The sequence below is a fragment of the Pseudoalteromonas sp. JC28 genome (assembly GCF_013319255.1).
In the GTDB taxonomy this organism is placed as follows: domain Bacteria; phylum Pseudomonadota; class Gammaproteobacteria; order Enterobacterales; family Alteromonadaceae; genus Pseudoalteromonas.
The window spans coordinates 195,448-210,774 of record NZ_QOKX01000003.1 but is presented as its reverse complement, the minus strand read 5'-3'; the positions used below and the strand labels follow the sequence as shown (position 1 = coordinate 210,774).

Below are 15,327 nucleotides of genomic sequence, written 5' to 3'. Positions count from 1 at the left end.
ATTTTTTCTTATTAGTTCTGGTTGCACTTCAATAGGTCGAAGTGTTATGAGTAAATCATTGAAATATGAGTTAAAACTAGTTGTCGACACAGAGTTGATAAATGTCAAAAAAATTGAAAGGAAATTAAAAAAAGGTGAGTACACGTTGACTTATGACTTTTATCCAAGTGATATTTCAATCAAGGATGACATTGATATGAATGTTGAAATTAATGGTATCAGTGCCGGTTACAAAATAGTGAGAGAAGAGCAGGCTCGGGCTCTCGATTTGAGCGGGCAGCTAACTCTCTTGATCCCCGGTTTTGCCGTGGATAAATCACTACTGACTTCCTACGCGATTTGGTTTTCCTCATTGGGATCAGATGTCATTGTAATGGACTTGAAAAGCGTTGATGAAACTACATTTTCGTTTGGTAGCAAATTGGTCGACTACTATCCTGAATTATCGTCTAATTATAAGTCAGTCAATGTTATCGGATTTTCTATGGGCTTTCTACCGGCATTGCATATAGCTCAAAAGTATAACCCTAGTAATTTGATTGGTGTGGCACCATTTTTAATTAGGGAAGACTTAAATGTTGCTGCCTCAAAAACGGTTTCATATATTGAGTACTTGCCGCAAGGATTAATCGATAAGGTGATAGAGTCATATTTAATTGAAAATGATTTGCAAAAGTACTTCTCAGATGGACTTGAAGTTGTTAACTATTATGAAAATCTATTAGTAATTAATTCAGGTAAAGATGATGTACTTCCAGAGTCAAGCAAGTTGGTATTAAAAAATCACTGTGCACAACAGTTTTTTATACCTAATTATCAGCATCATTTACTTGCATCAACGCCGACAAATGAAACAACAAAGCTACTCGTACAATTTTTGGGAGATTTATCGCGTAGAGATAGGAATAAAGATTGTTCGAAAATATAAAAGGCTGATTGCTCAGCCTTTTATATTTTTATAGTCATTAGAACTTAGACGGCGCAGGAGGCACTGTCAGTGTTTTCTTCGGGCTATCTTTTAACTCTTTCAACAGCTCCTTCACTGCACGCTCGACAGAAGGGTCTTTACCGGCATGAACAAGCTCTGGTCTATCGATCACTTCGATATCAGGGCTCACACCCTCGTTTTCGATGATCCAATTGCCTTCGTTATCTAGAATTCGGAAGGTTGCAGCGATAACCTGACCTCCGTCAACAAGACTTGGATTACCCGAGATACCGATAAGGCCACCCCAAGTGCGAGTACCAATCAGTTTGCCAAGACCTGCCTGACGGAAGTAGTAAGGTAGGGCATCACCACCCGAACTTGAATAACCATTGATAAGCATGGCTTTTGGACCATCGTGGGCAAATTGTGGAGTTTTTGTTGGCTCAACACCACGGCGTTTCCAATAGTTAAGTGGCTTACGAGCAAGCCAAGTGATCATGTGCTCAGGGATAAAGCCGCCGCCGTTATAACGGTCGTCGATGATCAGCGCATCTTTGCTCGTTTGTGGCATAAAGTTCTTAAATAATGAACGGTTACCATCATAATGAGTATTTGGTAGGTGAACGTAGCCAATCTTACCGTTTGATAATTTATCCACGTAGTCAGCACGTGATTGAACCCATGCCATGTAACGCAAGCCTTGTTCGCTGGCAACAGGTTTTACCGTGGTTTTCCAGCTATCATCAGCGCTTGGTGATTTACTCAATACCAACTCAACTTGCTCGCCTTGGGTGTTTTCAAGTAGCTCGTAAAAGTTAACCACGTCTTTTACCGAGCGACCATTGACCGAGATGATGTAATCACCCTCATTGGCATTCACGCCGGTTTCATTGAGTGGTGAACGGTAGTCTTCATGCCAGTTCTCACCTTTGTAGATACGCTCAATTTTAACGTAGCCAGACTGATGAGCGCTTATTTCTGCGCCAAGTAAACCATGCTTTTTGCGCTCGGCTGTTGGGGCATCACCAGATTGTACGTAGATGTGACCTGCGTTGATTTCACCCGCAATTTCACTAAGTACATAGTCTAAGTCGCTACGGTGTGCGACAGCGCTGGCAAGTGGTTGATACTTCTCCAAGATAGCACCCCAATCTTGACCATGGTGATGTTCGTCGTAGAACCAGTCGCGTAATGTGCGCCAGCCTTCTACATACATTTGTTGCCATTCAACTTTCGGGTCGATTTTCAGTGTCATCTTAGATAAATCAAGCTGACTGGCTTTTAAATCTTGCTTTGGCTTTGGTGCAATTACACTGAAGTTGTTACCAGCGCGAGCGATCAGGTGCTTACCGCCAGCAGCAACCTTATAACTGCTTACGCCTTCGGCGACGGTTTCTAGTTTGCTATCTGGCTCTGTGCCGAGGAGCTTTAGTGCACCGCCTGTTAAGGTTAGTACGCCTCCTTCAACACCTGTAAGCGAACCGTAATTACCTGCTGGGGCTGAGAGTGATACAACCCGTGACATAAAGCCGTTGGCCTCAATGCGATTTGCTTGTTTGTCGCTGTCCTTTTTCGTTTCATCGTCTGATTGAATGCTTAACTCATCACTTTCAAAGGCATTAAGCGGCTTGATCTGACTATTCACCGCAACGCTATAAATGCGCGTGGCATTATTAAACATATAATCAAATTCATAGCTGCTAAAGGTGAGGTTATAGTCGCGCTCAGAAGTGAAATAAATGTAGTTACCGTCAGGAGAGAAAGTAGGGTTACGCTCACTGGTCATGTTGTCAGTCAGTCGAGTGACCTTTTTATCCTCAGTGTTATAGTGCCAAAGCGAGGCGTAGCGGTTTTCATTGTTTTTAACAAAAACAATATCTTCACTGTTTGGCGACCAAGTATATTCAGTTAGACCATCTTCGTCGTATTTGGCGGTGTCAATTTTATGCATATCGCCAGATTTCGCATCAACCCACCATAGCGTGTGGTTTTTATCTGCGAAGAGTAGTTTGCTGTTATCAGCGGACCAAATTGGTGTAAAGCGCCAGATGGTACCATTGTCAGTTAACTGGATGGTTTTGTTGTTATTTGCTCTATCTTTGAGATAGATCTCATATTCACCTGTTTTATCGCTCATGTAGGCAATATAACGGCCATTCGGTGACCAGCTTGCTTCAATTTCACGACCTTCTGGTGTGTAAGAGAGGTTACGAGTTGGACCCTGTTTTACTGGGACTGAGAATAACTCACCACGGGCAGTAAACAATGCACGCTTACCATCGTGTGATATATCCATAGAATCAATAAAGTCGCTAACGTTTTTACTATATGGCATGGCATATTGACGTACACCTGCTACATCGATTTTTAGCTTTTTAGTTGTTTTTGTCGCTTCGTCAAAGCGATATAAGTAACCGCCATTTTCGTAGACAATGGCATCTGGCCCGGCTGAAGGCCACAGCACGTCAAAGTCTTTGTGGTCAGTCATTTTAACCGGTGACTTGCCATCGCGATATTTATAAAGGTTGAGCGTGTAGTCACGATCAGACACAAAGTAAATACTGTCATTCACCCAAGTTGGTTGTTGATCGGTGGCTTTGTCAGTGGTGAGTTGTTTGGACGTATTGTTTTCAAGGTCGTAAATCCATACATCCTGAGCTCGACCACCACGAGAGCGCTTCCAAGTTCTAAACTCTCTGTCGATTGGTGTGTAAACATACTTGCTACCATCAGCGGAAAGCATACCACCACCCGTTTCTGGAATGGCCATCGGCTGCTCAAGTCCACCTTCTACTGGTACCATATACGGGCGACCCATACGTTTGCCCCATGGTGTGCGATTTGCTCTAAAAACGATATGTTTACCATCGGGTGTCCAGTCCATCACGCGATAGTCGAACCCACCGCGAGGAGGCATTTGACCAACATCGTTGTAGTAAGTGAGTTGCTTTAATCCTGAACCATCAGCATTGATCACATAGATTTGGCGGCTGCCATTATACTCGGCGGCAAAAGCGATTTTGCTGCCATCTGGAGAGAACTTAGGGAAGGTCTCAAAACCAATATGGTCTGTTAGACGCTGACTTTTACCTGTGTTGGTATCTGCAATATATATGTCGCCAGCATATACAAAAGTGACTTTATCTTTGTGGATATCTGGAAAGCGGAGTAGGCGAGTATCTTCGGTCTGATACGCCGAAACAAAAGGCGCGGCTGCCGCAGCAATGGCGAGCACGAGTGTTTTTATCTTCATCATAATATAGGCATTTCCGTTATTATTTTGATACATAATAACGATTGATAAGTGAAATGCACCCAATTTAGATGAGTAGCTTGTTTCAAAATGTGAAAAAACACCCCACCGCGGAGTGTGGTCGCGATGAGATGTTGAGTAGTTGGGGGAGGTACAGATGTACCTCAATCATGTGTTGATTTAGAACTGAGCAACAAAAGTTAGGTTGCTTGTTTCACCGCCGTCTGTGTCAACCACACTGCCTTTAAGGTAGTAAGTGTCGTTGAAGAAGTATTTAGCTTCTACTGCTAAGTCTGAATCATATGAACCTAGACCAAGCGCAAAGTTGCGAGTGAAGTAGTAGTTTGCAAGTACGTTTGTTACAGAGTCATCTTCAAAATCTGTATCAACACGGTTGTGCTCTACGTCGATTGTGAAGTAGCTTTCACCACCTACGTGCATGAAGTAACGTGCACTTAGGTTTAGATAATCAAATTCGTCTTCAGTTTCAACAGTGAAACCAATGTAATCTGTAGAATTTAGTTCGTGGTTGTACTCAGCTTTGAACCAAGTTACGTCACCAATTTCAAACTCTTCGTGGCGAACGCTTAGTTTTAGGTTGTCGTTGTATAAGTAACCAAAACCGACAGAGTAATGGTCGTCAGCCTCACCAAGATCAGCGATGCTACCAGTTACAAACCATTCTTTAGTAATGAAGCCTTCACCACGCGCTGAGAAAGCATTTGAATAATCATCGTTAAAGTAACTTACGCCTACATTGCTGTCCGTATCAAGGTAGCCAAAGTCATCCCATACGCCTACTGATTCTTGAGGTGCGAAGAAATAGCGAGAAGAAAGCATCAGTGCGCTGTTGTCAGAGCCATCATAATCTGTATAACTAGCGGTGTTGAACCACTCTTTTTGTACGTTACCAGTGTTAGCCTGAGCTGCTGCTGAAACAAGTAGTGAAACAGCTGCGATAGATAGTAGTTTTTTCATAGTCATCCCTTTAATTTCCATATATTGAGCTACATCGACTCAACGGCGCGCATGGTAGTATTAGAAATCTGAACGGAAGCTGACAATAATGAAAAAAGTTTGGATATTGGCAAAAAAGCTGAGACTTAATTATGCTTTTTGTTTATGAGATAAACATAAAGGAAGTGAAAATGAAAAATTCATTTCACGGTATATCAATAGGCACTGAGCGCTTTGGAGATAATATTTATCTCACACTTAAGCCTACAGGTAAACTCACTCATGAAGATTATGTTGTTATTACACCAATAATCGAGAGTGCACTGAAAGCGGTAACATCGCCTAAAATCTATGCATTTCTTGATGCGACTGATTTTGAAGGCTGGGAGCCAAGAGCCATGTGGGATGACTTCCAATTCGCCTTTGAGCATAGCACTGAATTTGCCAAAGTAGCAATATATGGCGGTAAAAATTGGCATCGACTTGCTGCAACAATAGGTAACTGGTTTGTTACTGGTAAAGTGAAGTATTTTGATGATAAAGAAGATGCACTGAATTGGCTTAAAGAGCGAGACTGACTAAAGTTGAATTAAATTCATGATTTATGCATTGTGGCTCGAGATGCTAGTCACATCTGCAAAAAGTGGATTATTCAACCTATCATCAGTATAGTGAATTAACACCATTGGCTTTTGTCATAACGGCTTAGGAGCTTCGACTGTGAAAAAAATACTGATCACTGGTGCAAACCGCGGTATTGGACTTGCGTTAACTAAAACCTATCTGCAGGCTGGCTGGCACGTATTAGCAACTTGTCGAGACCCGCTTACTGCTTCAGAACTTAACTCTCTCGCGCCAACTTTTCCTGAGCTCCAAGTGTTTGCCTTAGATGTGACCAATTACGACCAGATGGAAGAATTAAGCGAGAAACTGGCGCCTGTAGCTATAGATATCGTTATCAACAACGCGGGTATATATGGGCCGAAAGACTATGCGTTTGGTGAAACCGATATAGAAGCGTGGCGAGAAGTTATGGAGGTTAATGTCTTTTCCACCATGCGACTTGCTGAACTATTTTACACCCATCTTTGCAACGGTAATGAAAAGATTTTTGCGGCCATTTCCTCTAAGGTCGGCAGTCACACCATGAATACCAAAGGTGGCGGCTATATCTATCGCAGTTCGAAGGCTGCGCTAAACTCAGTGGTAAAGAGCTTGTCTAATGATTTACTGAGTGAGGGGATCCGAACTGTTGCGCTTCATCCTGGTTGGGTTCAAACGGAAATGGGGGGCCCCAACGCGTTAATTACCCCGGACGAGTCTGCAAATGGGATCTACTCCGTGTTATCACACTTTGTGGATGCACAAAGCGGTGGCTTTTACGACTATAGCGGTGACGCTATTCCTTGGTAATAAACTGGCAACTAATCTGTGCTTACACGAGAAATAAAAAATTTTGGTTACTTAATGAGGAAGGTACGTTGCGTAGCGTCCACATAGTCGTAAAGGAATGTGCATACAGTGGTAGAAGTTCAAAATTTAGTCTTCACGCGTCGTGATGGTGAAGTGAATCGAGTTGTATTAGATAAGCTTAGTCTCAGTATTGCTGCTAAAGAACAGGTCGCTATTGTTGGTGATAGCGGGTCGGGTAAAACGACACTTATCCATCTGATTGGTGGTTTGTTAAAGCCCGATAGCGGCAGTATTATTATTGATGGCCGGGATATTACTCAGTTTAATGATATTGAACAGGCGCTCTACCGTCGCAAGTTAGGGATGATATTTCAACACTATCAATTGCTTGCACCTTTATCCGTCTACGACAATATTGTTTTTCAAGCACAGCTCAATCAATTGAACCCAAAGCAAAGCGATGTTGATGCGCTGGCAGAGCGTTTGGGGATTTTACATAAATTAACGGCCTTGCCTCAGCAATTGTCAGGTGGTGAGCAGCAGCGAGTTGGTATCGCACGTGCCATGATCAACAAGCCTAAGTTATTGCTGGCCGATGAGCCGACGGGCAACTTAGATGCTGCGAAAAGCGAAGAAGTGGTATTACTTCTGCGTGAGCTGTGTGAAGAGCAAGGCGTTAACTTGCTTATGGTTACACACAGCCAACACCTTGCTGACAGCCTAGATAGAAAAATCACCATTCAAAATAACCGTGCTTATGGCTAAAACGATGGAACGGCTGAGCGCGTTATCAGAAATTAGGCTGGTACTCACGGTGTTTATGCAGTTCTATAAAAGGCATCTTTGGTTGTTTTTGTTATTCGTTTTTGGCTTATCTTTGGGTAGTGCTTTACTTGGCTCAATTCAAGGACTAAATCAAGAAGCAACGGATCGTTACCAGCAAACCAGCGCACTTATAAATAATCCAATTAGTCACTTTGTTCGGCCAAGCGTAGGCCGCGAGATGTTGACTGGAGATGTATGGACGGCGCTGCGAAACGCAGGAGTGGTATCGGCTGAACCGGTTTTGGAAGGTGTGCTGGTCGTGCCCAGTGAGAACAGGCTTCGCATTAAAGGGGTTAATACTTTGAAATGGCTTTCTCTACCTAAAGTGCAATCACAGGGAGATAAGTCAGGCAATCAAACTGCACCATTACAATTCGGATTTAATACAATTTACGTATCTGAGGAGATGGCCCAACATTTGTCGCTCAGAAGGCATGAAGTGATCAAGCTTCTTGATACGGATGTGCATTTCGCTGTTTTATCGGAACTTACTGGCGATGTTGCAATAGCCGATATTGCATTAGTTGACCATTTACTGAATTCAGCAGGTCGAATTAGTTATATAGAGATCTCAAATGCAGTATTGGATGAGGCAAAAGTTAGGCAGATTTTAGGTAATAAAGCACAGCTGCAAAGTGCACAAGCGCAGTCTTTCGACTCGTTGTCGAAGGCGTTTTTCTTCAACCTGCAAGCGCTTGCATTCCTAGGCTACGTGGTTGGCGCTTTTTTAAGTTTTAACGCTATAAAGCTTTGTCTGCACGCAAGAAAAAAACTACATCAGCAACTCACACTACTTGGATGTATTCAAGCAAATGTAGTCGCAGCGGTAGTCATTGAGGTGCTCGTCTTAAGCTTGATTGCTGCATCGGTGGGCGCAGGTGTGGCTTTCCTAGGGGCGAACTTATTGGTGAGCGAGATCTCTATGGCGTTAGAGAGCCTATTTGCATTAGATAGGCGTTTACCGGTTAATTTCAGTTGGTTAGTCGTGCTGCAAGCATTTGTGTTAAACCTTTTGGTACTTGCAAGTGTGGCATATTGCCAAGTAAAGCCTCTTACTTTTTATAAATCTTGGCAGAGTAAAATAGTGAGTGGAAGTCTATTGGTTACGGCCGCTGGGTATTTTTATCTTGGTAGCGAAGCGCCATTTCATGCGCTTGGGTTGTGCGTTTGCTTACTGTTGCTCTTTTTTATGATAACACCATTGGCACTGTGGGCTGCGTTTAAAGGTATTCCAACTCAGCATCCATTAGTCAAATGGATGAAAGCAGACAGTGTCGAGCAGATCAGAGTACTTGCAATCAGTGTTTATGCCGTGTTGCTTGCGGTTGGCACTTCCGTAGGGTTGCAAATTATGGTGAGTAGTTTTAGCTCAGCTTTGCAGATCCATTTAGATGGTCGCCTTAGCGCAGATCTATATGTGCGGCCTAGTGAAGTTACCGATGTGCAATATCAATGGCTCTTAAGCCAAAAGGATATTGAAAAGGCCGGTGTATTTTGGCGTGCAGAGATAAGTTATGGCCTGGGCTCACATCAACAAGGCACTCAATCAGCGAGTTTGATTAGCTTTGGTCGCTCTGGCGAACATCACTACAATCTTACGCTGCTTGCGGGAGCTGTACCTAATAACGAAGTGCTTTACTATGATGCGAATAAAAATGTGAGTAGGTGCCTTGCCAACGAGCCAAGCAAATTATTGTATGGCGTAAAGTTGGGTCAGCGTATTCGTTTGCAACAAGGCAAAAAGCATATTAACTGTGAGATAACGGGTTTTTATTACGATTATGGCGAACAGCGCGCGGTGTTCGTCGCTGTTAGTGACGCAATTGAAAACGCCGGGCTTAACTATGAAGCATATGGTTTTTCAATTGTTCTAAAGCCAGATATTGATACCGCTTTATTTAAGCAAAAGGTCATACAGCAATTCCATTTAAACGACTCACAAGTGGTTCAAAATCAGCGCTTTAAACAATACGCTACGCGTTTGTTTGAACATACGTTTTACGCAACGCACGCGTTAAATTTAATGATAGTTGCTATCGCGCTATTTGGGTTGTGGGTATCATTACTGACTCTCGGCGCTAAGCAAATTCAACCTTTGGCCATCTTAAAAACATTAGGCGTTACCACTTGGCAAGCATTTGCTATTAAATTAGGGCAGAGCGCTGTTATTCTGCTTGTGAGTTTAGTGTTGGCGACGATACTCGGGGGAATGCTCGGGTGGATATTACTTAAATTTGTGATGCCAATTGGCTTCGGTTGGACGATCCCTTTTCTATTACCTTATCTTGAGATCGCAGTCTTTATCACCCTCATTTTTAGTTTAGCTTTGCTGGTTAGTGTACTACCTCTACTCAAACTGAGTCGTCACGATACTGCGGATCTGTTGTATGAAGACTAATTATCTTATCGTTTTATTACTGTTAATGGTGGGAGTCGGCTGCACTCCGGAGCTGTCAGAAGCACCTGCTTCAAAACGTGATTTTTTCAATCTTCAGTTGGGCGATCCGGTCTCTCCCGTATATCAGTTAAGTTTTCCGCGTGATCACGGTAGCCATCCTGATCAAGGCATTGAATGGTGGTATGTTACTGCAAACTTAAAAAGTGATTCAGGGCAAGAATTTGGTGTTCAATGGACGTTATTTAGAACCTCAGTTGTCAGCGTTCAATATGTCAGTCCATGGTGGGATGGTGAGTTATACTTTGCGCATTTTGCAATTCAAGATAATACCAGACACCAATCCTTCGAACGATACGGAAGAGCAGGGCAAGTAAAAATTCAAGCTGACCCATTTATCACGCAATTAGATAACTGGTATTTGCGCAGCGCGACGGAAACATTTTTTCCGTTAACGCTTCATGCTGAGGAAGAAAAAAACAGTGTTAATTTAACACTGAGAAAAAGTCCGATAGTGCTACATGGGAACAATGGCTACAGTGAAAAAACGTCCGACGGCCACGCTTCCATGTACTACAGCTATCCTTTTTTAAGCGTCTCGGGTGAGCTTACTTTTCAAGGTGACACACATCAAGTCAGCGGTGACGCGTGGCTCGATAGGGAATGGTCTTCCTCGTTTATCAGTAAGGCACAAAGCGGCTGGGATTGGTTTAGTATTCGCGGTCAAGACAGATCGAACGGCGCACTAATGGTATTTTGCATTCGTGATAGCCAACAAGTCTACAGAGATTGCCGAGGCACTGAAATTACAGCTGAGGGTAGCACGACAGAAATAGCGCATAAGGATATTCAATTAAGTGTTTTGGAGCAGGTTTCGTTAGATGGAGTAAGCTATCCATTTAAATGGCAACTACGGCTAAAGCACAGTCCTGTTATTCTGATCGAAAGTATCAATCGTGATGCGAGAAACCGGCTGACTATCCCGTATTGGGAAGGAAGAGTAAAAGTGTCCGGTGGCTATACCGGTGAAGGGTACGCTGAGCTAGTCGGATACGAATAGCCCGCATTGGCTATACCGATTAACTTGTACCTATATTGTCTTTAAACTTCCTAGTGAGATAGTATTAGCCCACATTAAACATGAATTTATCCTGAAATCTTGTTTTAACAGCGATTTTTTCTGTCAAACTCAGTCCTAGAAAGCTAGACTCTAGGAATATCTTACTATCCGTGTTGCTATGTTAAATACGTTTTTTGTAACCGATCCCGCACCAGAGTTGCTACTCAACGGAACTTATGATGCTACGCTTGTAGCGTTATCTGTACTTGTGGCTGTTATCGCCTCATTTTTTACGCTTATCCAGATTGACTTTGCTGAGCAAAATCAAAATAGTCGTATAAATCGGCTTGCAAAATTTGGCGGTGCTGTAGCCATGTCTGGTGGTATTTGGAGTATGCACTTCATTGGCATGTTAGCGTTCTCACTTTGTGTTGAAGTGGATTACGATCCTTGGCTTACTGCGGCGTCCATCTTCCCCGCTTTCTTAGGTTGTTGGGTTTCGTTTGATTTGATAACTCGACCAAATGTCACACTTGCAGTAAAGGGGCTCGCCGCGGTCATTTTGGGGGCGGGCATTGGCACCATGCACTATAGCGGTATGGAAGCCATGCAGCTTGGCCCTATGCTGGGTTACGACCCCGCACTTTTTGGTTTATCAATTGTCGTCGCTGTGTCACTTGCCTTCATCGCAATTCAAGCAAGAAGTAAACTGCGTGATTATGTCAGTGATAACAATATCAGTGTTGTAAGATGGCTAGGCGCTTTGGCACTTGGGGCATCGGTGTCAGGAATGCATTACACGGGCATGCAGGCGGCAAAATTTGTATCTGACTCACCAATTATCAGCCAAGAAATGCAAGAGCAGCATACTCAATCGCTTGCATTGTTTATTGCTGCTGTCAGTATGATCATTAGCGCTTTATCTGCGCTTATTCATACCGCGAGCAAGTACCGCTCAGTGGCTGCAGACAAAGCCGCTAATGAATCTAGGCTTGCGGCTATCCTAGAAACAGCCGTTGATGGGATCATCACTATCAATGGTGATGGTATCATTAAAAGCTGTAACCCGTTAGTTGAACGAATTTTAGGATGGTCTGAGCGAGAAACGCTTGGTCGCAATGTTGCTGTGTTTTTACCTAAAGAAGCGCAAACGAAAGTATCATTCGACAGCACTTACCTTGAACAATTTAAGGGGGTTGGCCGTGAAATCAAGGCGCTACACAAGCACGGGCATCTGGTACCTATTCGGCTGGGAATAGGAGAGGTTGAGTTAAAAGACCAAAGCGCGTTTTATGTGGGTTTTATCACTGACTTAACAGCGCAAAAGCAAATGGAAGAAGCACTGATTGAGCAGGAATCGCGTCATCGGACGCTGCTAAATAACATGCCTGGCGTGGCATTTCGTTGCCGGATTGATAGCAAATGGACGATATCGTTCGTAAGTCCCATTGTCGAGCAGCTTACAGGCTACCGAGCAGAAGAATTTATTTCTGGGCAAGTTCATTTTGCCAGCTTGATTATTGAAGATGACAAAAGCTTAACGCACGATGTGGTTGAACAAGCACTGCAATGCGGCAAAGCGAGTTACTCGCAGGAATATCGAATATTACACAAATCAGGCCATACCAAGTGGGTGCTGGATAAAGGTTCATTTGAATACGATCAAGCGGGTAAAGTTGAGGGCATTGCGGGCGTATTACTTGATATTAGCGAGCGCAAGAACATGGAAGACGAACTACGTGGCGCAAAAAGCATTGCTGAAAGCGCAGCGGCGTCCAAGCAAGCGTTTTTAGCGAACATGAGTCATGAAATTCGCACACCGATGAATGCCATTTTAGGATTTAGTGAAGTACTGAGAGAGTCTGAGCTGAAACCTGATCAAAGTAAGCATGTAAATACGATACTTACGAGTGCAAAGGCGCTACTGCACTTGCTTAACGATATTTTAGACTCCGCTAAGCTGGACCAAGGCAAGCTCGACCTGATTGAGAATGATTTCTGTATTTCTGAGCTACTCGACAACGTGGTATCGACGTTTTGGTATCAAGCAAAGAAAAAGGGCTTAAAACTAGAGCTCACGATGAGTCACAGTTTGCATCAAACTTATCATGGTGCTTCCGACCGCTTACGGCAGGTATTGGTAAATTTATTGGGTAATGCCATTAAATTTACTGCACAGGGCCGTGTAGAGCTTAGCGTTGAGTCCTCTCATGACAATTATGTACTGTTTAAAATTGCGGACACAGGTATAGGGATTGCCAACGATAGACTAGATTCAATTTTCAATCCCTTTGAACAGGCCGATGAGAGCATGAGTCGCCGCTTTGGTGGTACAGGCCTTGGGACGACCATTAGTCGCCAGCTAGTCGAGTTAATGGGTGGAAAAATATGGGCTCACAGTGAGCTTGGAAAAGGGTCTACTTTCTACTTTACTGTGCCTCTTAAGAAAATCGCGGCATTCACAATAGCGCAAGATGTTCATGTCGAACTTCCCCCATTAAATATCTTGGTTGCCGATGATATTCAACAAAATACCGAATTGTTGAGCTTATTACTTGAAAAGCAAGGTCATAGTATAGAGGTCGCAGGGGATGGGCTTGAGGCCATCGAAAAAGCAAAAGCGCAACAATACGATCTTATTCTAATGGATATTCATATGCCGGGTTGTGATGGACTTGAGGCAACGCGCACTATCAAAGCATATGAACGAGAAAATAGGCAACAAGAGACACCGGTAATCGCCCTTACCGCGAGTGTGTTAGGCGAGGATAGAGCGGCTGCAAAAGCTGCAGGGATGGCTGCATTTGCCTCAAAACCAGTGGTGATAGAAGATTTAACTCGCACTATTGCTGAAACGCTCAATATCAATATTGCTCATACGGCGATTGGAGTAAGGCAAACCAGCAACAAGCAGCTTATAAATAGAGCTAGAGCGATAAATTTGTGGGGCAGTGAAGCTCGATTTTTAAAAGAATTGGCGCGTTTTTGGGATGGTAAAAGAGAAGAAGTGGTAGCGCTTTTTGCCCACGAAGGTCAGTTTACGAATGATGTACTACAGAATATTCACACCATCAAAGGCGTTGCTGGAAACTTGGCGTTGGAGACACTTTTTGCTCTGCTTGAGCAAATAGAGGGTAAGAAGGAAATTGACGAGCGCTTGAGAGCTAAAATGGCGCTCATTATTGAAAAACTAGACGACGTGGTTGGACTGAGTGATGAAGAAGTTGTAACCAACGCGTTGAGTGAGGGCGACGTTTTTTTGTTTAAGCAAAACTTGCCACAAGTAAAAGAGATGATAGATGAGGCGCAAGTCGAGGATGATGTGCTTGACGCATTGTTAGAGAGCGCGCCCCTTACGTACCGAAGCCAGGTAGAGGCGTTGAAACATGCATTGGATGATTTTGAATTTGAACGTGCGGAGGAAATTCTCGCACAATTAATGAGTACTGATGTGTAATGATAAATGACCACAAGCCTCTGATCCTAGCCGTTGACGATGAAGCAACGAACCTACAAATTTTAAAGCAAACGCTGGGTAATCATTATCGTATGAAGTTTGCAAAGTCTGGAAAATTGGCGCTGGAGCTAGTAGATAAGGAACTACCTAACTTAATTTTACTCGATGTTATGATGCCAGAAATGACAGGCTTTGAGGTTTGCTCCAAATTAAAAGAAGACCCTACCACAGCGAGGATCCCGGTGATTTTTGTGACTGCCTTGAGTGAAGAGTTTGACGAAGCTCGAGGCTTTGAGTTAGGTGGTGTTGATTACATTACAAAGCCTATCAGCCCTGCGATAACTAGAGCGCGAGTGAAGACGCACTTGTCTTTAGTCAGTGCTACTGAGCTTAAAAGTGCATACGTTGAACTGATGCAGCGGCTCGGTCAGGCGGCGGAATACAAAGACAATGAAACAGGCCAACATATTGCAAGAATGAGCCGCTACTGCTTTGTGCTTGCTAAAGCTTGCGGTTTACCGGAAGCGTATGCGGAAGATTTGATGCTCGCCGCCCCGATGCACGATATTGGCAAGGTCGGTATTGCCGACAGCATTTTGCTGAAACCTGGACGTTTAGATGCCGAAGAATATGAGGTGATGAAACAACATGCTGAGCTGGGTGCAAACATACTTGCGGACTCTGATTCAAAACTCGTCAAGCTTGCATATTTAATGGCGATGGAGCACCACGAGAAATTTGATGGAAGCGGTTATCCAAAAGGATTAAAAGGGGAAGAAATCTCACTTGAAGGACGGATCTGTGCGCTTGCGGACGTGTTTGATGCGCTTACTTCAAAGCGCCCATATAAAGAGGCTTGGCCTATCGAAAAGGCATTGGCCTTCATTCATTCTGAAAGTGGTAAGCACTTTGACCCAAAGTTAGTTGAATTGCTCGATGAAAACCTACCAGAAATCCTAAAGATTAAAGCACAGTATGACTAATCCCCGGTGCGTGGTAGACATTATTCTCAATTTCCCATTGATGAAATTGAAAACGG

10 protein-coding genes are annotated in these 15,327 nt (G+C 43.5%); 8 read left to right on the top strand and 2 right to left on the bottom strand.

Annotation, left to right across the window (positions count from 1 at the left end; translation table 11 throughout):
* Positions 1-46 precede the first annotated feature (46 nt).
* Positions 47-928, top strand: coding sequence for an alpha/beta hydrolase (locus tag DS891_RS08620; protein WP_174169526.1), 882 nt, complete (start codon positions 47-49; stop codon positions 926-928).
* A gap of 37 nt (positions 929-965) precedes the next feature.
* On the opposite strand, the gene DS891_RS08615 is transcribed toward DS891_RS08620, so the two are convergent.
* The gene (locus tag DS891_RS08615; RefSeq protein WP_174169525.1) at positions 966-4,217 is read right to left on the bottom strand and encodes a S41 family peptidase; all 3,252 of its coding nucleotides are present in this window, start codon (positions 4,215-4,217) and stop codon (positions 966-968) included.
* 144 nt (positions 4,218-4,361) lie between these two features.
* A complete protein-coding gene (locus DS891_RS08610; RefSeq protein ID WP_010603740.1) occupies positions 4,362-5,159 on the bottom strand; it encodes a putative porin in 798 nt (265 codons plus the stop codon).
* Positions 5,160-5,329: 170 nt separating this feature from the next.
* On the opposite strand from DS891_RS08610, the gene DS891_RS08605 reads away from it, so the two are divergent.
* The 7 genes from DS891_RS08605 to DS891_RS08575 all read left to right on the top strand — a co-directional run bounded on the left by DS891_RS08605 (position 5,330) and on the right by DS891_RS08575 (position 15,271).
* On the top strand, positions 5,330-5,716 hold the full coding sequence (locus DS891_RS08605; RefSeq protein ID WP_174169524.1) for an STAS/SEC14 domain-containing protein: 387 nt from the start codon (positions 5,330-5,332) through the stop codon (positions 5,714-5,716).
* Positions 5,717-5,858: 142 nt separating this feature from the next.
* The gene (locus tag DS891_RS08600) at positions 5,859-6,551 is read left to right on the top strand and encodes an SDR family oxidoreductase (RefSeq protein ID WP_174169523.1); all 693 of its coding nucleotides are present in this window, start codon (positions 5,859-5,861) and stop codon (positions 6,549-6,551) included.
* Between the two features lie 108 nt (positions 6,552-6,659).
* Positions 6,660-7,316 (top strand): ABC transporter ATP-binding protein, encoded by a 657-nt coding sequence (locus tag DS891_RS08595; protein ID WP_174169522.1) that lies wholly within the window; start codon positions 6,660-6,662, stop codon positions 7,314-7,316.
* Complete coding sequence (locus tag DS891_RS08590) at positions 7,309-9,774, top strand: ABC transporter permease (RefSeq protein WP_174169521.1); 2,466 nt, start codon at positions 7,309-7,311, stop codon at positions 9,772-9,774. Before DS891_RS08595 ends, DS891_RS08590 begins: the two co-directional genes overlap by 8 nt.
* On the top strand, positions 9,764-10,831 hold the full coding sequence (locus tag DS891_RS08585; protein ID WP_174169520.1) for a lipocalin-like domain-containing protein: 1,068 nt from the start codon (positions 9,764-9,766) through the stop codon (positions 10,829-10,831). The genes DS891_RS08590 and DS891_RS08585 overlap by 11 nt, the downstream gene beginning before the upstream one ends.
* A 178-nt stretch (positions 10,832-11,009) precedes the next feature.
* Positions 11,010-14,288, top strand: a complete 3,279-nt coding sequence (locus tag DS891_RS08580; protein WP_174169519.1) for an MHYT domain-containing protein — start codon at positions 11,010-11,012, stop codon at positions 14,286-14,288.
* Positions 14,288-15,271: an HD domain-containing phosphohydrolase gene (locus DS891_RS08575; protein ID WP_174169518.1), complete on the top strand. Its 984-nt coding sequence runs from the start codon at positions 14,288-14,290 to the stop codon at positions 15,269-15,271. Before DS891_RS08580 ends, DS891_RS08575 begins: the two co-directional genes overlap by 1 nt.
* Positions 15,272-15,327 lie beyond the last annotated feature (56 nt).